Raw genomic sequence first — 20,269 nt, 5'->3', positions numbered from 1 at the left:
ACCACTACTCTCCTCGAGCAAAAAGTTTATCTAATTGAGCCAATGGAAAGGCACGCCAGGTTGGACGGCCATGATTACATTGGCTGGCAAATTCGGTTTGTTCCATCTGGCGCAGCAAGGCGTTCATTTCAGACAGGCTCAGCATACGATGTGCACGCACGGCACCATGACAGGCCATGCCGGCCAGAATCTGGTCACGTTTTTGTAGCAGTGCTTGTGCTTCATCGGCCGGGTCCAGATCATTCAGTAGTTCAGGAATCAGCGCATCAAAATTGGCCTTATGCAAAATCGCCGGCACGCCACGCACAATCATCTGCTCATCACCATATTGATCCAGATCCAGCCCTAAACGCGCCAGCTGCGGTTTCAGCTCTTCAATGCGCATCGCCTGCATCCGGCTAATGCTAATCACTTTAGGAATCAGCAGCTGCTGCGAGGTCCAAAACTCGGGCTTATCCCAAGCCGATTTCATTTGCTGTAATAAAATCCGCTCATGTGCCGCGTGCATATCGACAATAATCAAGCCTTCGGTATTTTGCGCCAGAATGTAAATTCCATGTAACTGGGCGATGGCAATCCCAAGCGGATGTTCATCTACCGGAGCTGGCTGCGTCTCACCTGCGGCCGACTGTGGGCTGGATAATGCAGATTCATCCAGCTCACGTAACGGTGCCAGATAGCTTTTCAGCGCATTGTTCAGCTGCTGTGAACCGGTATAGGCATTGCTATAACCGGTATTCTGGCCACTGGCCATTTTCTGGCCTTGTGGTAGTGCATAATCCACACTTTGCGGGCGGGCATCGCTAAAATCTGTCAGTAATTCTGGTGCCGCCTGATTAGATACTGGCACGATGGCTTCGGCTGCTTTATGCAGCTGGAACTGTTCCTGATAACGTGGCAGCGCCGCAAACACAGGCTCCGGGGTTTCAGTTTTCATGGCCGTGGCCAAGTCGGCACTGGCGGTTTGGAACTGTGCTAGGGTTTCTTTGCCATAATGACGCACAAACTCATGCACTTCACGCTGGTTTAAAAAGCGGATTTCATGCTTGGTTGGATGCACATTGACATCAATATTTTCAGGTTCAACTTCCAGAAACAGCAAATACGCCGCATGCTGATGACCATGCAAAATACCATCATAGGCCATGCGCAGCGCATGTGAGATGGTCTTGTCTTTAACAATCCGGCCATTTACATAGACATATTGTAAATCGGCCTGTGCCCGCGCATCGGAAGGATGGCCCAACCAGCCCGACAGACGCATGCTGATACTATCGGCATCAATCCAGTAAGCATTTTCGGTAAACTGTCGTCCCAGCAATTGCTGTACACGCTGAAAACGCAGCTCGCCGCTGTCAGCAACCGGCAGGTTCAGCTTGATGCTGTTATTATGTTCCAGCACAAAACGGATATCAAAATGCGTCAGTGCCAGACGGCGCACAATTTCTTCAATATGGCCAAATTCGGTACCCGGCTTTTTTAAAAATTTACGGCGTGCCGGCACATTAAAAAACAGATCCTGCACCCGAATATGGGTTCCTTTCGACGCAGCCACCGGCACAATCTCCTGATGATCAAAAGCCGTGCCATTCACTTCAACCTGATAGCCCACCCCTTCATCTGTCTGGCTGCTGATCAGGCTTAAACGCGATACTGCGGCAATGGATGCCAGTGCTTCACCGCGAAAACCGAGGCTGACAATGGCATGCAAGTCATCGGCAGTTTGAATTTTACTGGTGGCATGACGCATCACTGCCAAGGGCAGATCTTCAGGGTGAATGCCACGCCCATTGTCAATAATTTCAATCAGGGTACTGCCGCCCTGTTCCACCCGGATAATCAGTTCGGTCGCACCGGCGTCAATCGCATTTTCTAATAATTCTTTGACCACAGAAGCCGGACGCTCAATAACTTCACCGGCGGCAATCTGGTTGGCCAGTGCCGGATCAAGCGCGCGGATACGACGTGTACTTAAATCAGCCGACATGGGTAAAATTCTGCTCCAGAGCGTGTTGCAAAGCGGCAGAAGACGAGTTGAGAGTTGCGGTGCGGCTCAGTTCATCTTCAGACTTTAGAATATTAATAATCAGGTCCGGTGCTGGAATTTCATCCCCACCTTTTGATGGCCATTCAAATAAAAATAAGGCGTTTGCTGTATCCAGATAATCGCGGATGCCCATCAGCTCCAGTTCATACGGGTCATTCAGGCGATACAGGTCAAAGTGGAAAATATCCTGACCATTGACCTGATACGGCTCCACCAGGGTATAGGTGGGACTTTTTACCGATCCCTGATGACCTAAGCTTTGTAACAGATAACGGGTCAGCGTGGTTTTCCCTGCGCCCAAATCCCCAATCAGATAAATCACCCCGCGCGGGAAATGCGCCGCCAAAACCTGAGCCAGATTTTGGGTCTCTTGTTCATTGTTCAGGTTCAGACAAAATGAATACTGCATAATACTCGCGACATGATTCAAAACAGCAATTATGATAGCATCGCAGCCGTTTAAAAGCCTATTCGACTGCGTCAGAATCTGTATTTTTTCACAGCATTTGTTGCCTAATTTGAGATGTGCACCCGTTCATGAGCTCCACTGCCGATTTTATTCCCCCGATGATTAATGGTGTTAGCGCCAGCAAAGTTTACTTGCAGCCATCATCGGCAAGTACAGTGTATGCCTACCTGTGCCAGCAGTTTCCGCATATTTCTGCAGCTGAATGGCTGTCGCGCTTTCAGGATGGTCTGGTCTATGATGCACATGGTCAGCGTCTAAACACAGACAGTCCCTTTCAGGCACATACACACTGTTTTTACTATCGTTTTTTAGCCCATGAAGTAACAGTACCGTTTCAACACCAGATTTTATTTGAAAATGAAGATTTGCTGGTGGTAGATAAACCGCATTTTCTGACCATGAGCCCAACCGGACAATATGTGCAGCAAACCTTACTGGTGCGTTTGAAACAGCAAACTGGCAATGAACAGCTGACCCCGATTCACCGTTTAGACCGGGAAACTGCCGGCGTGGTGCTATTTTCCAAACAGCCGGCCAGTCGTGGTCTTTATCAGCAAATGTTTGCCGAACGTCAGGTCCGCAAGACCTATCATGCGATTGCACCTTTTCGTGCCGATTTAAGTTTTCCTTGCACCACCCGTTACCGCATGGAAAAAGGTCAGCCGTTTTATACCATGCAGGTAGTGGATGGAGTACCCAACAGCGAAACCGATATTGAGCTGTTAGCGCATAACGGTCATTTGGCAAAGTATTTGCTTAAACCTGTCACCGGTAAGCAGCATCAATTGCGGGTGCATTTAAATCAGCTTGGAATTGCTATTTTAAACGATCCATTTTATCCGCAGGTGCAGCATAAAACGGAAGATGATTTTTCTGCGCCTTTACAGCTTCTGGCCAAAGATATTTGCTTTCAGGACCCAATCAGCAAAGCAGCAATGGCGTTTAGCTCCCAATTTGACCTGACACTGTAATCTAATTGTCATTACATTTATTTCAATTTTTCCTGTGTATGAATATTGAAATTACAAATGGTTAGATTAAAATGTGTCTACACAGTTAAGTGCACTTAAATTAATTAAAATCATGAGAAAAACTGAAGTTTATCAAATTCGCCTGGATTCTCAGGAAAAGAAACAGGCTTTTGCCGTGTTTAAACAGTTGGGGATTACACCGGCACAAGCGGTTCGTCTGTTCTTTAAACAGGTCGTTCTGACCAAATCTATTCCTTTTTCTATCGAAAACCAGAATATTAATCTGGAGCAGCTGATCAAGTTAAGAAAGCTCAAGCAAGAACAGCAAAATACTCAGGCCACACCAACACCTGCGCCCGTCAGCACCGACACTTCCCCACTGGACGATGAAGATCTGGACCTGTTTGCCGAATTAAATGCCCTCTTGGGTGAAACTGACAAAAGTTAACAGTGTTGTATTTATAAACAATATTTTAATTTAATCTGCTAAAAACTTGGTTATGCTGCATAGACAACAATAAGATATGCAGGGAGTCATGGATGATTGTCAGACGCGCAACCGTAGCAGATCTCGAGCAGCTGGCCGTATTATTTGATGAATATCGTCAATTTTATGGTGCATCTTCTAACCTGAAGCTTTCACACCAGTTTTTACAACAGCGTTTTGAAAATCATGAAAGCGTGATTTTTATTCATGTGAAAGATGAGGTGATTACCGGTTTTATCCTGCTGTATTTAGGCTTTTCTTCGGTGGCCTGTACCACCTATTATATTCTGGATGATGTCTATGTGACGCCGGTCTATCGTCGTCAAGGCTCGGCCAAACAGCTGATTGATACCGCAATTCATTTTGCCCGTCATAACAATGCACTACGGATTAGTCTGCAAACCCAGAACAACAACTATCAATCGCATCAACTGTATGAACAGATGGGCTTTATTAAAGACAATGAGTTTCAGACCTACCACTGTTTCTTAAAATAGCCCAATCTATTAAAAGCCGGTTTAATCCTGCATCCGGGTACGCGCCTGCTGTACCTGGGCGTCATCTAAATAGATCCACTGCCCCAACTCGAGTTCTGGCAGGTTTAAAGCGCCAATTTGCTGACGATGCAGCTTTTCCACCTTATTGCCAACTGCTGCCAGCATCCGCTTTACCTGATGATAGACACCCTGATGAATGGTCATTTCCAGCTCGTGCTCGGCCAGACGGCAAATATCGGTGGCAGCAAAAATGCCGCTTTCATTGCGCAGTTCGACTCCATCTGCCAGTTGCTGGATTTGCGCATCTGTGACCGGATCTGCGGTGTACATGCGATAGACTTTGGCCACATGCTTTTTCGGATGGGTCAGCGCCTGTAAAAACTGGCCATCATCAGTTAGCAATAACAAACCGGTGGTGTCCTGATCTAAACGTCCCACACATTGCAGGCCACGGTTCAGCAAAATATCGTCAAACAGATCAAACACACTAAAATGATGGGTGGCCTGATGTGAACACTCATAACCTTGCGGTTTGTTTAACGCGATATAGACCTTCTCCCGATAGGTATAGTCCTGCCCATAGACCGAAAATTTTAAACCCTGCAACTGCAGTTTCTGTTTGGGTTGGGTGATGACTTCACCCTCAATGGCAATCGCACCATTTTGAATCAGCTGCTGGCAGTGTTTGCGTGAACCAAAGCCTTGCGATTGCAACATTTTTTCTAAAGTCATCGAATTACCTGTGGAGTGAAAGCTGTATCAATATGGAAGATGGCGTATTTTATACTGAAACCGCGCTGGAGTTGGAATCTATCAGCAGGCCCCGCTGAAAAAGGCTACAATAATGGCCTCTTTTTCTCCCATGCCACCGTGTTCAGCCTGTATGTCACACCTCGATTTAAACCTGATTGTTCTGCTTATTTTATTGGCCTGCGGTATTTTTAGTCACAATACTGCCGTCACCATTGCCGCCGCGGTGTTAATCGTGTTTCGCATCACACCACTGGAAGTATATTTTCCACTCTTGCAACAGCATGGTTTAAATATTGGCATTATCATTTTGACCATTGGCGTACTAACGCCCATTGCCAGCGGTAAAATCCCCGGTGATGAAATCCTGAAATCATTTATGCACTGGAAATCCATACTCGCGATTGGCATAGGCCTGTTTGTGGCCTGGCTCGGTGCACGTGGGGTACAGCTGATGAGCCATCAACCGAATATTGTCGCTGGCCTGCTGATTGGTACGGTTGCCGGTGTGGCCTTGCTACGCGGTGTGCCGGTCGGACCATTAATTGCCGCCGGCATTTTATCGTTATTGATTGGTTCTAAATAGCCGCTTCATACAGACACGGCTTTAAAGAGATACGGATACACGATTAGGCACGTACATCGGCCTGAAACAGCTTTTGGCATAATAGCCAGCCCATTGCCGAGAACGCAGCCATCACAATACCGACCCAGAACCAGTCTCCGGTGGCAGAAACAATCGCAGCAATTGCTGGTGGCAACAGAAACTGCGATGTCGCTGAGCACTGTAAAATCATGCCAATGGTCGCACTAATGGCCACCGGACTAGCCGCAAAACGCAAGGCTTGAGCAAAGACCACCGCGGCGACCAGACCACCAAATAACGAAAAGCTAAACACGCAGGCAAACTGCAGTAAAAATGGTAACTGGGCCTGAAAGATATAGAAACTTAAGGCACACAGCATCAAGATGATAAAACCGGTTTGGACTAAAGTTTTAGGCAGCAAACCGCGCTGCAACATGATGCCGCAGGCAAAGGTCCCGACTGCATTGGCAATCGCCACCGAGGCAGTTAATGCGCCTGCCAGCGTCAAGGAAATCTCGTTTTGCTGATAAATCGTCGGTAAGAAACCGACCAGACTAAACCATTGTCCGGCATAGGTGCCGAACATCAATGCCAGCATCCACGCTGGTGGATGTTTGAGCGTGGTTTTGATCAGCTGAAACACTTCAATTTTCTGGGTTGATTGTTGCGGTTTCGGCACTCGGGTGGCGACCAGCGCAAACAGGCTTAAGGTCAGTAGTGTTAGCGTCAGCCATACCCCTTGCCAGCCCATCATGGTGATTAGCCACGGCGTCAGTAATAAGGAAATCCCCATGCCGCCGCCCATATAGGCACTCCACAAGCCCATTTTGGCGGAAATTTCTTCTGCCGGCACCAGCTGGCGAATATAGGCCGGACCACTTAAGGTCACCAGTAAAAAGCCAAATCCTTCCACTACCCGCAGCAGCAGCAAACTGCTGACGCTTTGGCTAAACCCACCGAGCAAACTGGCTGCGCTTAGTAAGCCCAGTCCAAGCAAGACACAGCGTTTCAGTCCAATTTTTTCGACATAACTGCCCAAGGTCAGTGCAAACAGCATACCAGCCCCTTGCACCAGCGACAGCAACAAACCAGCTTGTACCAGCCCGATCCCCAGTTCCTGCTGTAATACCGGCACCGCTGGCGGTAATTTACCGACATGCATCGCCGCGACAAAACCTGCACAAATAATCCAAATATCCCTGCTGAACCATTGTACTTTGGACATACCCTTACTCACTTCAATCTTGTGACTTGAGCTTATCAAGTTCAGTAACTGCCATTTATTAAAAAAACATCTCATCTTATGTTTTTCCTGAATAAATGGCGTAGCTGGCAGATGATTCAACGACCTGAATCCTCACCATTATTTACTCAAAAATTACGCTATTTGTGCGGATGTTATTGTGCATAGTAATGACTACGCTTTTGCGAAAATTTTTCCAGCTGTTTCAGGAAGCCTTCAAAATAGCTTTTTTCTTTTTCTTCACTGCGATAACCAGCATACAGCGTGCGGCGTAGTCCTTCTGCCGAAACACAATGCAGACGGCGTGAAGTGACCCAACCTTTTTGTTCATATTCATTTACCACCCAGTCCGGTAAGGCCGCCACACCCCGACCGCTGGCCACCAGCTGGATTAACATCTGGGTTAAATCTGTGGTGCGAATGGCTTTCGGATAGATATTGGCCGGAATAAACAGCTTGGCCATAATATCCAGGCGGTGTTTATCCACCGGATAGGTAATTAAAGTTTCTTCGGCCAGGTCCTGCACCGAAATGTCCGCAGCACGTACCAATGGATGGGTATTGGACAGCACCAGACGCGACTCATATTCAAAAATCGGGAAATACTCGATGCCTTTTAAGGCAATCGGGTCAGCAGTAATCAGCAGATCAAATTCGGCATGTTGTAATAATTCATGCGGATTGGCTTCAAAACCGGAAGCAAAGTCCAAATCAACATCGGGATATTGCTGGCGGTACTGATTTAACAGCGGCATCAGCCAGTCAAAACAGCTATGACATTCCGAAGAAAAAATAATCCGGCCGGTTTGCCCATGCACAATCCGGGTAATATCGGTTTGGGCAATCTGGATCTGCGGCAAAATATCATCTGCCAGTTTCAGCAAACGCTGCCCCACATTGGAAAACGTCACCGGACGCGAGCGACGATTGACCACTTCCACCCCATACCAGTGATCCAGCTCTTTCAACTGATGGGAAATGGCAGATGGGGTCAGGCATAAATCATTGGCCGCGGCCACCAGTGAACCATGTTCGCGTAAGGCCAATAAGGTTTTTAAATGACGAATTTCAAGCATGGGAAATGAAGTATCTCAGAATCAGGAGATGCACTGCGCTGAATGCAATGTCGCCCTAAAAATAAAAATATGAATTAAATTCATCTTAGCATAAATTCCATGAGTTGGTTTCATTATTCTAAATAAGGCAGCTTTTAAGAGATGGCGCTGTTTTTAAGCAAGATGAAGTTGAATTTGAAATACGCCTAAATACCGAATAAGCATAAAAAAGAGCATCTTTAAGATGCTCTTTGATGATGGGAGGATGCAAAGTTTATTCTACATATAACAAGGCCAGACGCACCTGATCATAGCCCATGCGCGGGCTGGTCAGCTCGACAATCGGACGCAGCTTGATCGTGCCATCATCATTAAAATGATCACTTTGCTGACGTTTTTGCAGGCGTTTATAAATTTTGCGGATTTGCTCCACCACTTCCTCACCCGGATGCGCCACCGAAATATCTAGTCCCTGTTCCTTATGCAAACGCGCCAGATGGTTAATAATCGTCGCTGGAGTCAGGCCACGTTCATGGGCAATATCTTCAATCTCATAACCTTCTTCAAACAAGGCCCGGGTTTCATCTAGCGTTGCCGAGGCATAATTCTGCTTACCGCCACTGCGTGCGATTTTCCGTTCATTGCGTTCAATTTCAACCTCATTCAAGGTGCCGCCACAATGCCGGATAAAGGCTTTATGCTGTGCGGTCAGGTCAATCTCGGCGAAATTCTGTTCTGCTTCATCTGACAGTTCCTGAAAACGGCGATCGGCTTTAATTGCCAGACTGTCCAGCTCCAGTGCCTGCTCGTTAAAGCCCAATAAACGCAGGCCATCTAGAGTTTTTAAACGTGACAGTGCCACATAGCCCTGACCTTTTTCAAAGGTATGGCTCAGGTTAATTTCTGCCGCTTCTAAAGTCATGCCTTGTGATTTATGAATGGTAATTGCCCAGGCCAGACGCAACGGAATTTGCTGGAAACTGGCAATGGTTTTTCCGGCTTCATTGTCAATCGACCAGGTTTCCGGTTCGACCAGCAGCACCGTGCCATCGGTTAATTTGACTTTCGGCAGGCAGCCATATTCATCATCTTCTTCAAAGCCAATCACCTCGCCCAGACTGCCGTTGATATAACCCATATCAAAGTTGTTTTTAACAAACATCACTTTGGCATGTTTTTTCAGGGTCAAGGTTTCAGGCGCACGTACCGAAGATTTTAAGGTTTCTATCAGTTTGTCATTCCCATCACAGCTGGCATCGAACTGGCGACTTTCAGCATCAATTTCATTTAAATGCTTAAAGTTAATGGTATCGACATCCATATTGTGGGTATACAAACGGGTAAAGGTGTCGCCAATATCCTGCTGGCGGGTATTTTGCAGCGCCTGCAGATGCTGCGGGCCAATATTCTGACGACGAATCGCATTGAGAATATCATTTAAAAAGTCATTGCCCTGACGATGCTGCTCGGTCAAATAGCAGACCCGGAATTTGGCCTCGACCCAGGCCTCCGACATAAAGCAGAATTTATCGCGATTACGTTCATCATTTCTGCCCACTGGCGGCAACTGGAAGAAATCACCAGCGACAATCACCTGAATACCACCAAAGGCTTCATCGCTTTCCTTAAAATATTTCAGCACCTGATTGACCAGATTCAACTGCTTGGCATGCAGCATCGAAATTTCGTCAATAATCAAGACCTGCGCATTTTCCAGATGTTCTTTCAGGTATTTGCGCTCTTTCATATTTTTCAGGTCGGCATCAGACAAGACATCTTTAATACCAATGCCGGCCCAGGTGTGAATGGTCATACCATTCATATGTGTGGCGGCAATTCCGGTCGAGGCCGTAATCGCCACCGGCACTTTACGTGCTTTTAAATAGTTGATGTACTGATTGAGCGTATAGGTTTTCCCTGCACCGGCCGAGCCTGTTAAAAATACATTTTCGCCCGCTTTTAAGAGTTTGAGTGCAGTTTCCTGTTTCATAAGACCTATACCGTAGATGAACGGCTATAGCCTACCCATTTTTCAGCAAAAAGTTAAGGCAAAAACCACATCTGGCGACATCACTTGTCATAAAGTTCCGGCAGATGGGTCCTGTTTTAAGCGGCTGTTCAGCCATTGAATAAACTGTTCCGCAATATTGACCAGCAACTGTTCGGCTTTATGATTGTTCGGATATTCCAGCTGATCAAAGCGCAGCTGTCCATCGAGCAGATGACAACCCAGCGTTAAGGACTGGCGATAACACGGCGATGACATATGAAAAGCCACATATTCGCCTTCAATAATTTTCTGGCTATAACTCACCGCCAGACAATGATGAAAACTGCGCGACTCCTGAATAATCCGGTCCAGACTGTTCAGTTCCTCAAAGCACCAGCCCAGATACTGGGTTCTGCCTTGAAGCGATACGGGCGGCCAGTGGCTGACGTTTAACTGTTTTTTCAGCTTAGCCAGAATTTCGGCTTTATGTACTTCCTGATGCCAGCGCACCGCACGCTGAAAAATACTGCTCCAGCTGACATTTTTCGGGGTGTAATTTTTTTCATTAAAATAATCGACCAGATAATCGCGCACATAAGCATCAAACACCGATTCACGCACCGGCCCGGCCTTTAAATAAAACAGCTGCCGGAATTGCTCCAGCGTCAACTGATGACGGCGTAAACAGTACATAAAGTCACGCGATTGCTGACTCTCCGGATGAATAAACTGTATTAATTCAGCCGGCAGTTCCGCCGTGACCTTATGCAGATGCAGCATATAGGCCTGCATCACCCGGCTTAAGCGTGCATAGACCTGTTTCACCTGCAGTTCATCCTGCGCCGCAACAATCGCCAGCAAATTCATCCATTCATCTAAATATAAGATAGACGGACTGATGCTAATGCGCGGGTCTTCCAGTGACTGGCGCTGACCTTTTTGCACCACCCGGGAATTATGCTGATGTTCAAACCATTGATGTTGCAGCGCAAAATGATCACAGCTCTGAATAAACAGCCGCGCCGAGGCATACTGGAAATACTGCAAGGTGGCCAGAATAATGCGTGGATGAATCTGGCTGCAATCAACAAAACTTAGCGCCACCACCGCCACACGGACACTGGAATGATGAATATTGTCACTGAGCCAGTCCAGCACCAGTTTCGATTGCCGAAACAGCCAGTTGACTGCACGTGGATAATCAAACAGTGGCAAGCGCGCAACTTTGGTCTGCCAGATGCGGGTATTTTTTTCCAGAAAATGCCGTTTGGCCAGAATATTATCTTCGGCCCAGACCGCGCGGTTCATAATCCGGACAAAGCCTAATAAATGACTCTGCTCTATCGCATGTCGATAGAGTAGCTGTAAATCGTCATGTGAATCTTCAATTTCATGCAGACTGACCCGCTCTGGGAATCTCAGTTCTAAAATCCGGTAAATGCCGGCTGGCACAAAACGCGACAGGCTAAAACAGAATTCATCATAACTGTGCATCAAGGCTTGTACAGGCAAAAAGGTATCACCCTCAATAAATTCTAAAGCACACAATGCAGATAAGGCCGTTAATGTTTCATCTGGAATGACCGCACCATGCTGTACAGCACCTGTAAAAACAGCATGCTGGGCATAATCAGACTGAATCAAGGCTTGATCTAAAATCTGAGCCTGTACACCATCTAAATGCAGCAGCAACTGTTGAACACGTGCTGCACCATCTGCCCACAGGTAAACTTGCTGCAGAATCAATTGTCGCAATTGCTGCGCCTGATTACGCAAAAATAAAGAATGCTGCGGTTTTAAATCCCCAGTCAAAAAATGCAGATCATGTAAGAAAAAATCTTCAAATGCTTCTTGCTGTTTCCCCGCAAATTCAAAGTGAGTTTCTATTAAATTTGTATGCGATTTTGGCGGATAAAATTCAAGACTAAACAGACCATTCAGCAATTCGACCCGATGCTGCAAAGGATCGATCCGAAACAAATTTTGTGCTGTAAAATGTCCAACCAAATCCATTTGATCTTGATAGATTTCTGCGGCCACACTGGAAATACGAACCAATTGCTGTGCAACGGCATGCAACTGGCTATGCTGGCAAATTGGCTGCATATACGCTCCTCATGCTTAAGTGCGGTCTATCTAAGTGTCATCTTATTTTTATTTGATTGCACCGACTAGACCCATCACGTGATACATCCTTATTTTTTGTTTTTTATTTCCATCTGCAAAAAGTGGACAATTCTTCAATCGAGCTTAAGCCACTTATTAATTGAATTACACCTGAAATTTATGTGAACGGTATCTACACCTTAAAATTAGAGATACAAAAAATACTATAAACAAGATTTGTGCTCTTGCCTATAGACTGCGCACTACTTCAGATAATAAAACAAATTAAAAACCCATAATTTTCAATTAATTGTTTTACACTCTTTGATCAGCAAATAGGGTTGGTATTTGGTAGGTAGGATTTCACAACAAAGCATTGGATACTCAAATTACGGTTCAACACCGCGATAACAACACATTATTCCAATATCCAATGCAAGAAGGAATCTGAGCATGGCTTTTAAAAATATTGCAGATCAAACCAACGGTTTTTATATTCCTTGTGTGTCACTCTTCGGCCCTGGTTGTGCCAAAGAAATTGGCGTAAGAGCACAAAATTTAGGCGCTAAAAAAGCCCTAATTGTGACTGATGAAGGACTGTTTAAATTTGGCGTTGCCGATACCATTGCAGGCTACCTCACCGAAGCAGGCGTTGCCAGCCATATATTTGCTGGTGCAGAGCCAAATCCGACCGATATTAACGTGCATAACGGTGTCGATGCCTACAATTCCAATCACTGCGACTTCATTGTGTCCTTAGGTGGTGGTTCTTCCCACGACTGTGCCAAAGGCATTGGCTTAGTGACCGCAGGTGGTGGGCATATTCGTGATTATGAAGGCATTGATAAAAGTACCGTGCCAATGACCCCACTTATTGCCATTAACACCACTGCAGGTACAGCTTCGGAAATGACCCGTTTCTGTATTATTACCAATACAGACACGCACGTTAAAATGGCAATTGTCGATTGGCGCTGTACACCACTCATCGCCATTGATGATCCAAAACTCATGATTGCCAAACCTGCAGGTTTAACCGCAGCAACAGGCATGGATGCCTTAACCCATGCTGTAGAAGCCTACGTTTCAACCGCAGCCAATCCTATTACCGATGCCTGTGCTGAAAAAGCTATCCGTATGATTAGTCAGTGGCTCAGCCCTGCCGTGGCAAATGGTGAAAATATTGAAGCGCGTGATGCCATGAGCTATGCGCAATATTTGGCAGGTATGGCATTTAACAATGCCTCATTGGGCTATGTGCATGCCATGGCGCATCAACTCGGTGGTTTCTACAACTTGCCGCACGGCGTCTGTAATGCAATTTTATTGCCGCATGTTTGCGAATTTAACCTGATTGCCTGCCCTGAGCGTTATGCAGATATTGCAGAATTGATGGGAGTCAATACTGACGGATTAACCACCACAGAAGCCGCCTATGCCGCGATTGATGCAATTCGTGAACTATCTAGCTCGATTGGTATTCCAACAGGTTTAGCAGAGTTAGGCGTGAAAGAAAATGACTTGGCTATTATGGCTGAAAATGCACAAAAAGATGCCTGCATGCTCACCAACCCACGTAAAGCCAATCATGCACAAGTGGTCGAAATTTTTAAAGCCGCGATGTAATTTGAATCTCCTGCTGAGTGAATCACGATTTGCTCAGCATCTCCCATCTTTTTTTCAATTTTCCTCTTTTGCTGTTTTATTTTTATCCTTCCCTTTGGCAGAACCATCTCAGATGCGTTCTGCTTTTTTTTGCTGTTCAGAACAAAATGAACTCGCAGCATAAAACTAAAGCGATGTAGATGCAGAGGGTTTGCATAATTCAATTTGACAAATGCGCACAGCGCATCAAGGATATAGTCAAAATAAAATGGATGACGAACACCTTATGCTGTTAGGTAAAAAACAAAAAACAACACCAAGCTATCAACCCGATATTTTGGGTGCCGATTACCAACAAATGACGCTGGATTTTCCTTCGGATTATGAAGGCAAAGTGATTGCTACCTTGGTACGCAAAAAAGCCGAACAGAAAACCCGTAAAGCCGTACTTTATATTCATGGTTTTATTGACTATTTTTTTCAAACAGAAATGGCAGACCAGTTTAATCAGCGCGGTTATGACTTTTATGCGTTGGATTTGCGTAAATACGGGCGTTCGCATTTGTCACATCAACATTGGTACAATGTGCGCAGCTTGTCTGAATATGATGCAGAAATTTCCGCTGCACTTGAGCAAATTGCCACAGAAGAACATGACTCGGTGATTTTGGCGGGACATTCAACAGGTGGATTAATCACCACGTTATATGTAGCACATCATCCCAATCATCCACTGATTCGTGGTTTATGGTGTAACAGCCCTTTTTATGATTTCAATATGAGCGAAATTGAGAAAAAAGTCGGCATTCCTCGTTTAAGCCAATTAGGCAAATTACTGCCAGAAATGAAATTTCCAAGCCGCCTTAATCCATTTTATGTACCAAGTCTACACAAGCAATATCATGGTGAATGGTTATTTAATTTGGAATGGAAAAAACCGCGCTATCCTAAAGTGCGATTAAGTTTTGTACGTGCAATTCATGAAGCGCAAAAAGAAATTCATGCCAGTGTGCATTTGGGTGTACCCACCTTAATTATGCATGCGAGTCAAAGTAGTTATCCACGCCAATGGAATGAGATTGCGCAACGCACTGACGTAATTTTAAATGTTGCAGATATGCAAAAATATGGGCATCACATGCATGGCGATATTCAGCTTTGCCAAATTGAAAATGGCGTGCATGATTTGGTACTTTCTGCGCCCGAAGTCCGTGCGGAAGTGTATCAGTCCTTGTTTGACTGGTTAAACCGCAAGGGGCTATAAAACTAAAAACTAGAACTAAAGGAAGTGAATTAACGGCTAAATGACTTAACTCATCATTTAGCCTTTGTATTTTAATAAAATCTGATGTGCAGGATGGTGCTTCGGCATCAGTTCAATTAAGCGCTCTACCGCGTCAATTGCTTCGGGACTATGTGCCAAATGTTTTAGCAATGCATCGGTATCTTGTGCATTAAAAATGGCTTCACTCAGGCGAGATTCTAAGCAATCTCGCCATGCACATAAAAATGGACTTTCAGTTTTCGCCAAAAATACCCCTGCACACGTTTGCAAGGCTGACTGCACATAACCTGCATCTAAAGCCTGCTCGGCTTGTAAAAAATCGGCTTCTATATGCGCTAAAACTCGGTAAGGACGCGAACCAAGCATCCCGCCTAGAATATCACGTAATTGTGACATTTCAGCTTTTAGCGTCCCCATACTAACTTTACGCTCACCATATAGGGCTTGGTGTAAAGTATCTAAACTCATGCCTTGTGGGCAAAGTGCCAAAATCACCAATATTTCAATTTGACGCGGTGTCATCACCACCACTTTGCCATTAAATAACACCTGTGGCACGCGAAACGCGCGAATATAAAGCTGCTGTTTTTGCTGTTCAAGTAGTGCATTTTGAATCAAAGAAGCACAGCGTTCTGCTGCCAACAAACCCAAACTGTTATGGTTTTTCCAAGTAGTCGATAAATCAATCACACCCAAAACCTGTTTGGAATGTGGATCGACAATTGGTGCGGCATAACACACCCAATCATGCAAAGACGACATATAGTGTTCACTGGAAAACACACAGCTGGCTTGCTGAGTTTTGAGTGACAAAGCCAAAGCATTCGTACCCACCAACTCTTCACGCCACTGCCCACCTTCTACAAAATGCACCTGTTCCGCCACATTACGCATTTGCGCGCTCGCAGCAGTCCAAATAATCGTAGTGCCCACATCGCCCACGGCTGCCACCATGTCGGACTGCTGCGCGATATGTCTTAAATCCTCTGCACAGTTTTGCACAGCACGTTGTAAAGCCGAACCGCCTTGCGGATGCGATAAACGAGAATTTAACGGGGCTGCCAGCCGATCAACAGGAATTTCCGCAATTTGAGAGCGTTGCCAAGAATTTAAAATACTCTGCTGAATTTGCTGCGCATGTAGCGGCGATAAACTACTGCTTTGTCTAAACCGTTCAATATGCTGTCTTTTTTCCAATAGGCCTTGTTTTTTCATCATGACTGATTCTCACAATCCTGTGGGCATTACATCCAATGTACTGCTTGTTTTTGTAAGGATTTGTTTGTTGCTTGTAAACCTGCAACTTTCCAACCTTTTTCCAACCTTATATTGGTATGCTAAACAAATAGCGTACCAAAGTACCTTATACCTTAGCCGTAAATTTAAACTGATTTTAGACATAGGATTATTCTAAACGGTAAAGAGACGGCAGATTATAAAAAACCATCAAAGGAAGTGAATTATGCGTTACGTAGATCCCAATCAACCCGGTTCAAAAGTTCAATTTAAAGCACAATACGAAAACTTTATTGGTGGCGAGTGGGTAGCACCAGTCAAAGGCGAATACTTTGAAAATATCTCTCCTGTAGATGGCAAAGTATTTACCAAAGTCCCACGCTCATCGGCAGAAGACATTGAACTGGCTTTAGACGCAGCCCATAAAGCCAAAGCACAATGGAACAGCTCATCTCCTACAACACGTTCTAACATTTTGTTAAAAATTGCAGATCGTTTAGAACAAAATCTAGAATTATTGGCAGTGGCAGAAACATGGGATAATGGTAAACCTGTACGTGAAACATTAGCAGCCGATATTCCCTTAGCGATTGACCATTTCCGCTACTTCGCAGGCTGTATCCGTGCGCAGGAAGGTGGAATTTCTGAAATTGATGAAGATACCATTGCCTACCACTTCCACGAGCCTTTGGGCGTGGTTGGACAAATTATTCCATGGAACTTCCCTATTTTAATGGCGACATGGAAACTTGCACCTGCATTGGCTGCGGGTAACTGTATTGTGCTTAAACCTGCAGAACAAACGCCTGCCAGTATTTTAGTTTTGGTTGAACTCATTCAAGATTTATTGCCTGCAGGCGTATTAAACGTAGTCAATGGGTATGGCGTAGAAGTTGGTCGTCCATTGGCAACCAATCCACGTATTGCCAAAATAGCATTCACAGGTTCAACACAAGTTGGCCAGTTGATCATGCAATATGCCACTGAAAATATTATTCCAGTGACCTTGGAACTTGGTGGTAAATCTCCAAATATTTTCTTTGAAGATATTATGGCGCAAGATGACGACTACTTAGATAAAGCCCTTGAAGGTTTTGCTATGTTTGCGCTGAATCAGGGTGAAATTTGTACTTGTCCATCACGTGCACTCGTACAGGAAAGTATTGCTGACCGTTTCCTTGAAAAAGCCATTGAACGCGTTAAACGCATTAAAACAGGTCACCCGCTTGATACTGAAACTATGATTGGTGCGCAGGCTTCACAAGAACAACAAGATAAAATCTTAGGTTGTATCGCCACAGGCCGTGCAGAAGGTGCACAAGTTTTAACAGGTGGTGGTGAACGTCAGGAAGTGGGTAGCGGTTTCTATATTGAACCGACCATTTTCAAAGGCACCAATGATATGAAAATTTTCCAAGAAGAAATTTTCGGCCCTGTGCTTTCTGTCACTACATTTAAAGACTTCGATGAAGCTATTAAAATTGCCAACGATACCATTTACGGTTTAGGTGCTGGGGTTTGGTCACGTTCTGCGCATACCTCTTACCGTGCAGGCCGTGCAATTCAGGCAGGTCGCGTTTGGACGAACTGTTACCACATCTACCCTGCACATGCCGCTTTCGGTGGTTATAAAAAATCAGGTATTGGCCGTGAAAACCACAAGATGATGTTAGAACATTATCAACAAACCAAAAACTTGTTGGTGAGCTACTCAACTAAACCTGCTGGCTTCTTCTAAAGACTCATCTTTAGGATTCCAACAGCGTTGAAGTTACCGTTTCAAGCTGCGCCCGATGTATTTGCATCGGGCGTTTTTATTGCAACATGGAATACTATGACTTTCGCAGCACGCTCTTTCAGCGTTGTATAAACCGGAAGATCAAGTTAAAAGTCTATCCTTTATTCATACGCTACGCTTTAGTTCGAGTGTATTTCACGTTACATTAAATCTCCCTTTCAGCCTGAAGTATCTGCCATGTTCGATTTACCCGACACTGTCTATGCCATTCAACATCTTGCGTTTGAAGACCTCGGCGCGTGGGAAGATGTCCTGTATGAACAAGGTTTACGGGTACGGTATTTTGAAGCCGGTGTGGAAAATCTAGAAAAGGCGTTTGCGCATGAAGGATTGGTGATTATTTTGGGTGGCCCAATTGGCGTTTATGAAACCACAGACTATCCTTTCTTACAAAAAGAAATAGACTTACTAAAAGTACGTCTAGAAAAGAAATTACCCACTATTGGTATTTGTTTGGGTGCACAGCTCATTGCTCATGCCTTGGGTGCCAAAGTCTATGCCGGCCATGCCAAAGAAATTGGCTGGAGTACGCTCAGTCTGGCTAATGCCGCCCATCATCCACTGGCGGCATTAGCCAACACACCGGTTTTACATTGGCACGGCGATACTTTTGATTTACCAGCACAGGCTGAATTACTGGCCAGCTCCGACCTGTATCCGAATCAGGCATTCCGGGTCGGACCACATATTCTGGCACTACAGTTTCATGCTGAAGTTGCAGCAGACAGTTTAGAAAAATGGCTGATTGGCCATACCTGTGAATTACGTCAGGCCCAGATTGATATTCCCACCTTACGCGCCGCTCATCAGCAATACGCGCCGCAACTGCAACAGGTTAGCGCGACGGTTCTGGGTCAGTTTCTAGCCGGCTTAAAATCTCAAAGCTGACCGGAAAGCTTTAAATTGTCCTTACATTTATCATCATCATAAAAAAAGCACCCTGAAGCGGGTGCTTTTTTTAGCTGTTTTTGCAATTATTTTTTCGCAGCAACAGAAGCTTCAGTGGTGATGTTTACAGTAATTTTATCACCTACATTGGGTACAAAACCGGCGATACCAAATGCTGAACGGTCAAATGACGTGGTGGCATTAAAACCAACAGTTGCCGCTTTGGTCATTGGATGTGGACCTTGTTTGTTCAGTACCGCATCCAGAACTACAGGTTTCGTTACACCTTTCACGGTTAAATCACCTGTGATTTTAAAGTTCTTTTTGTCCTGAGTTTCAACTTTGGTACTTTTGAAAGTAATAGTTGGATATTTTGCTGCATCAAACCAGTCTGCTGCCATTAAGTGCTCATCCAGCGCTTTGACGTTGGTGTTCAGGCTGTTTAATGGAATAGTCACGTTGACAGATGATTTTTCTGGCTGTTTCTCATCAACATTAATGGTACCTTGAATGTTAGAGAAGTTACCTGATGGCGTAGAGAAACCGAAGTGATCCCAGCTAAATACAGTTGCCGTATGGGTCGGGTCAATTTGATACGCCACTGGTTTTGCCAACGCAGCTGTTGCTACTGAAGTGACCGCCAAACCAAGTACAAGTGCTTTAAAGTTCATGCTTTTATCTCGCTTTTTGAATGCTTATTAGTGTATAGATTTCTTGTTAGAGTTCATTGCTACAGATAAAACGTTCTGTTGCAGCAATGAAACGATTAACGCATGGATGCCGTTACAGACTTTGTTTATATTGAATAAATCCGGTCTTGTGTGCCACTTTATCATACAATATTTGTGCAGTTTGATTGGCTTCTTGTGTCAGCCAGTAAACCCTATCGCACTGGCGTTTTTTGGCTTCCATATAGACCTGTTCAATCAGTAATCTGGCCACACCCTGCCCGCGATAATCGGGGTGGGTAAATAAATCCTGCAAATAGGCATAAGGCTTGAATGTCCAGCAGCTGTCATGTTCAATCACATGTACAAAGCCGACCATCTGCTGTTCAAGCAGGGCTGCAAAACCATACATATGCGCAGACTCGGCTGATGTCAGACGCTGCCAGGTATGGGCACTCAGTTCATCTGATAACCGGGTTTGATAAAAGGCCTGATAACCGGCCCAAAGTGCTTGCCATTGCGGCTGGCTGGTCTGTGCCAAAGGCACAATACTGATTGCTGTCATGTGGGTCTTCTTTTATATTGTTC

Annotated in this window: 18 protein-coding genes; 8 read left to right on the top strand and 10 right to left on the bottom strand. The window is 45.2% G+C overall.

Annotated features, from left to right (window positions below):
- Positions 1-4: 4 nt before the first annotated feature.
- Together mutL and tsaE are read right to left on the bottom strand one after the other, a co-directional pair.
- Positions 5-1,987 carry a DNA mismatch repair endonuclease MutL gene (gene mutL / locus FTT68_RS02375; protein WP_180175163.1) on the bottom strand — a complete coding sequence of 661 codons (1,983 nt, stop codon included), beginning with the start codon at positions 1,985-1,987 and terminating at the stop codon, positions 5-7.
- Positions 1,977-2,456 carry a tRNA (adenosine(37)-N6)-threonylcarbamoyltransferase complex ATPase subunit type 1 TsaE gene (tsaE, locus tag FTT68_RS02370; protein ID WP_075166770.1) on the bottom strand — a complete coding sequence of 160 codons (480 nt, stop codon included), beginning with the start codon at positions 2,454-2,456 and terminating at the stop codon, positions 1,977-1,979. Before tsaE ends, mutL begins: the two co-directional genes overlap by 11 nt.
- 128 nt (positions 2,457-2,584) lie before the next feature.
- On the opposite strand from tsaE, the gene FTT68_RS02365 reads away from it, so the two are divergent.
- The 3 genes from FTT68_RS02365 to FTT68_RS02355 all read left to right on the top strand — a co-directional run bounded on the left by FTT68_RS02365 (position 2,585) and on the right by FTT68_RS02355 (position 4,471).
- The gene (locus FTT68_RS02365; protein ID WP_016658238.1) at positions 2,585-3,487 is read left to right on the top strand and encodes an RluA family pseudouridine synthase; all 903 of its coding nucleotides are present in this window, start codon (positions 2,585-2,587) and stop codon (positions 3,485-3,487) included.
- Between the two features lie 112 nt (positions 3,488-3,599).
- Positions 3,600-3,935 carry a type II toxin-antitoxin system RelB/DinJ family antitoxin gene (locus tag FTT68_RS02360; RefSeq protein ID WP_005177448.1) on the top strand — a complete coding sequence of 112 codons (336 nt, stop codon included), beginning with the start codon at positions 3,600-3,602 and terminating at the stop codon, positions 3,933-3,935.
- A gap of 92 nt (positions 3,936-4,027) precedes the next feature.
- A complete protein-coding gene (locus FTT68_RS02355; RefSeq protein WP_005177446.1) occupies positions 4,028-4,471 on the top strand; it encodes a GNAT family N-acetyltransferase in 444 nt (147 codons plus the stop codon).
- 21 nt (positions 4,472-4,492) lie between these two features.
- Here the strand turns inward: FTT68_RS02355 and FTT68_RS02350 are convergent, their stop codons facing one another.
- Entirely contained in the window at positions 4,493-5,203 is a 711-nt protein-coding gene (locus FTT68_RS02350) for a pseudouridine synthase (protein ID WP_005177444.1), read from the bottom strand.
- Positions 5,204-5,354: 151 nt separating this feature from the next.
- Here FTT68_RS02350 and FTT68_RS02345 point away from each other — a divergent pair, with 151 nt between their 5' ends.
- Positions 5,355-5,807 (top strand): DUF441 domain-containing protein, encoded by a 453-nt coding sequence (locus tag FTT68_RS02345; protein ID WP_034597660.1) that lies wholly within the window; start codon positions 5,355-5,357, stop codon positions 5,805-5,807.
- 43 nt (positions 5,808-5,850) lie between these two features.
- On the opposite strand, the gene FTT68_RS02340 is transcribed toward FTT68_RS02345, so the two are convergent.
- The 4 genes from FTT68_RS02340 to FTT68_RS02325 all read right to left on the bottom strand — a co-directional run bounded on the left by FTT68_RS02340 (position 5,851) and on the right by FTT68_RS02325 (position 12,201).
- Entirely contained in the window at positions 5,851-7,032 is a 1,182-nt protein-coding gene (locus FTT68_RS02340) for a CynX/NimT family MFS transporter (protein WP_228289508.1), read from the bottom strand.
- A gap of 173 nt (positions 7,033-7,205) precedes the next feature.
- Positions 7,206-8,126, bottom strand: a complete 921-nt coding sequence (locus tag FTT68_RS02335; RefSeq protein WP_005177438.1) for a LysR family transcriptional regulator — start codon at positions 8,124-8,126, stop codon at positions 7,206-7,208.
- Between the two features lie 253 nt (positions 8,127-8,379).
- Positions 8,380-10,095 carry an AAA family ATPase gene (locus FTT68_RS02330; RefSeq protein WP_005177435.1) on the bottom strand — a complete coding sequence of 572 codons (1,716 nt, stop codon included), beginning with the start codon at positions 10,093-10,095 and terminating at the stop codon, positions 8,380-8,382.
- Positions 10,096-10,182: 87 nt separating this feature from the next.
- Positions 10,183-12,201 carry a hypothetical protein gene (locus tag FTT68_RS02325; protein WP_180175161.1) on the bottom strand — a complete coding sequence of 673 codons (2,019 nt, stop codon included), beginning with the start codon at positions 12,199-12,201 and terminating at the stop codon, positions 10,183-10,185.
- A 453-nt stretch (positions 12,202-12,654) separates the two neighbouring features.
- Between FTT68_RS02325 and FTT68_RS02320 the strand changes: the two genes are divergently transcribed.
- Together FTT68_RS02320 and FTT68_RS02315 are read left to right on the top strand one after the other, a co-directional pair.
- A complete protein-coding gene (locus tag FTT68_RS02320; protein ID WP_180175160.1) occupies positions 12,655-13,827 on the top strand; it encodes an iron-containing alcohol dehydrogenase in 1,173 nt (390 codons plus the stop codon).
- Positions 13,828-14,074: 247 nt separating this feature from the next.
- Complete coding sequence (locus FTT68_RS02315; protein WP_127801733.1) at positions 14,075-15,070, top strand: alpha/beta hydrolase; 996 nt, start codon at positions 14,075-14,077, stop codon at positions 15,068-15,070.
- A gap of 57 nt (positions 15,071-15,127) precedes the next feature.
- On the opposite strand, the gene FTT68_RS02310 is transcribed toward FTT68_RS02315, so the two are convergent.
- Positions 15,128-16,309 (bottom strand): transcriptional regulator, encoded by a 1,182-nt coding sequence (locus tag FTT68_RS02310; RefSeq protein WP_180175159.1) that lies wholly within the window; start codon positions 16,307-16,309, stop codon positions 15,128-15,130.
- A gap of 244 nt (positions 16,310-16,553) precedes the next feature.
- Here FTT68_RS02310 and FTT68_RS02305 point away from each other — a divergent pair, with 244 nt between their 5' ends.
- Together FTT68_RS02305 and FTT68_RS02300 are read left to right on the top strand one after the other, a co-directional pair.
- Positions 16,554-18,065: an aldehyde dehydrogenase family protein gene (locus FTT68_RS02305; RefSeq protein ID WP_005177426.1), complete on the top strand. Its 1,512-nt coding sequence runs from the start codon at positions 16,554-16,556 to the stop codon at positions 18,063-18,065.
- Positions 18,066-18,302: 237 nt separating this feature from the next.
- Entirely contained in the window at positions 18,303-19,013 is a 711-nt protein-coding gene (locus FTT68_RS02300) for a glutamine amidotransferase (RefSeq protein WP_168384142.1), read from the top strand.
- Between the two features lie 86 nt (positions 19,014-19,099).
- On the opposite strand, the gene FTT68_RS02295 is transcribed toward FTT68_RS02300, so the two are convergent.
- The gene (locus FTT68_RS02295; RefSeq protein ID WP_005177424.1) at positions 19,100-19,684 is read right to left on the bottom strand and encodes a YceI family protein; all 585 of its coding nucleotides are present in this window, start codon (positions 19,682-19,684) and stop codon (positions 19,100-19,102) included.
- A 112-nt stretch (positions 19,685-19,796) separates the two neighbouring features.
- Positions 19,797-20,246 carry an N-acetyltransferase gene (locus FTT68_RS02290; RefSeq protein WP_180175158.1) on the bottom strand — a complete coding sequence of 150 codons (450 nt, stop codon included), beginning with the start codon at positions 20,244-20,246 and terminating at the stop codon, positions 19,797-19,799.
- Positions 20,247-20,269 lie beyond the last annotated feature (23 nt).

Origin of the sequence: Acinetobacter sp. Q85-2, from assembly GCF_013420555.1 — a bacterium.
GTDB lineage: Bacteria > Pseudomonadota > Gammaproteobacteria > Pseudomonadales > Moraxellaceae > Acinetobacter > Acinetobacter indicus.
The sequence above is the reverse complement of the archived record's forward strand: the minus strand, read 5'-3'. Positions and strand labels throughout refer to the sequence as shown.

Coding starts and splice junctions, on each gene's coding strand:
- FTT68_RS02350 (WP_005177444.1), bottom strand. CDS start 5,203: ATGACTTTAGAAAAAATGTTGCAATCGCAAGGCTTTGGTTCACGCAAA.
- FTT68_RS02320 (WP_180175160.1), top strand. CDS start 12,655: ATGGCTTTTAAAAATATTGCAGATCAAACCAACGGTTTTTATATTCCT.
- FTT68_RS02330 (WP_005177435.1), bottom strand. CDS start 10,095: ATGAAACAGGAAACTGCACTCAAACTCTTAAAAGCGGGCGAAAATGTA.
- FTT68_RS02355 (WP_005177446.1), top strand. CDS start 4,028: ATGATTGTCAGACGCGCAACCGTAGCAGATCTCGAGCAGCTGGCCGTA.
- FTT68_RS02295 (WP_005177424.1), bottom strand. CDS start 19,684: ATGAACTTTAAAGCACTTGTACTTGGTTTGGCGGTCACTTCAGTAGCA.
- FTT68_RS02335 (WP_005177438.1), bottom strand. CDS start 8,126: ATGCTTGAAATTCGTCATTTAAAAACCTTATTGGCCTTACGCGAACAT.
- tsaE (WP_075166770.1), bottom strand. CDS start 2,456: ATGCAGTATTCATTTTGTCTGAACCTGAACAATGAACAAGAGACCCAA.
- FTT68_RS02365 (WP_016658238.1), top strand. CDS start 2,585: ATGAGCTCCACTGCCGATTTTATTCCCCCGATGATTAATGGTGTTAGC.
- FTT68_RS02340 (WP_228289508.1), bottom strand. CDS start 7,032: ATGTCCAAAGTACAATGGTTCAGCAGGGATATTTGGATTATTTGTGCA.
- FTT68_RS02310 (WP_180175159.1), bottom strand. CDS start 16,309: ATGATGAAAAAACAAGGCCTATTGGAAAAAAGACAGCATATTGAACGG.
- FTT68_RS02360 (WP_005177448.1), top strand. CDS start 3,600: ATGAGAAAAACTGAAGTTTATCAAATTCGCCTGGATTCTCAGGAAAAG.
- FTT68_RS02305 (WP_005177426.1), top strand. CDS start 16,554: ATGCGTTACGTAGATCCCAATCAACCCGGTTCAAAAGTTCAATTTAAA.
- FTT68_RS02345 (WP_034597660.1), top strand. CDS start 5,355: ATGTCACACCTCGATTTAAACCTGATTGTTCTGCTTATTTTATTGGCC.
- mutL (WP_180175163.1), bottom strand. CDS start 1,987: ATGTCGGCTGATTTAAGTACACGTCGTATCCGCGCGCTTGATCCGGCA.
- FTT68_RS02290 (WP_180175158.1), bottom strand. CDS start 20,246: ATGACAGCAATCAGTATTGTGCCTTTGGCACAGACCAGCCAGCCGCAA.
- FTT68_RS02300 (WP_168384142.1), top strand. CDS start 18,303: ATGTTCGATTTACCCGACACTGTCTATGCCATTCAACATCTTGCGTTT.
- FTT68_RS02315 (WP_127801733.1), top strand. CDS start 14,075: ATGGATGACGAACACCTTATGCTGTTAGGTAAAAAACAAAAAACAACA.
- FTT68_RS02325 (WP_180175161.1), bottom strand. CDS start 12,201: ATGCAGCCAATTTGCCAGCATAGCCAGTTGCATGCCGTTGCACAGCAA.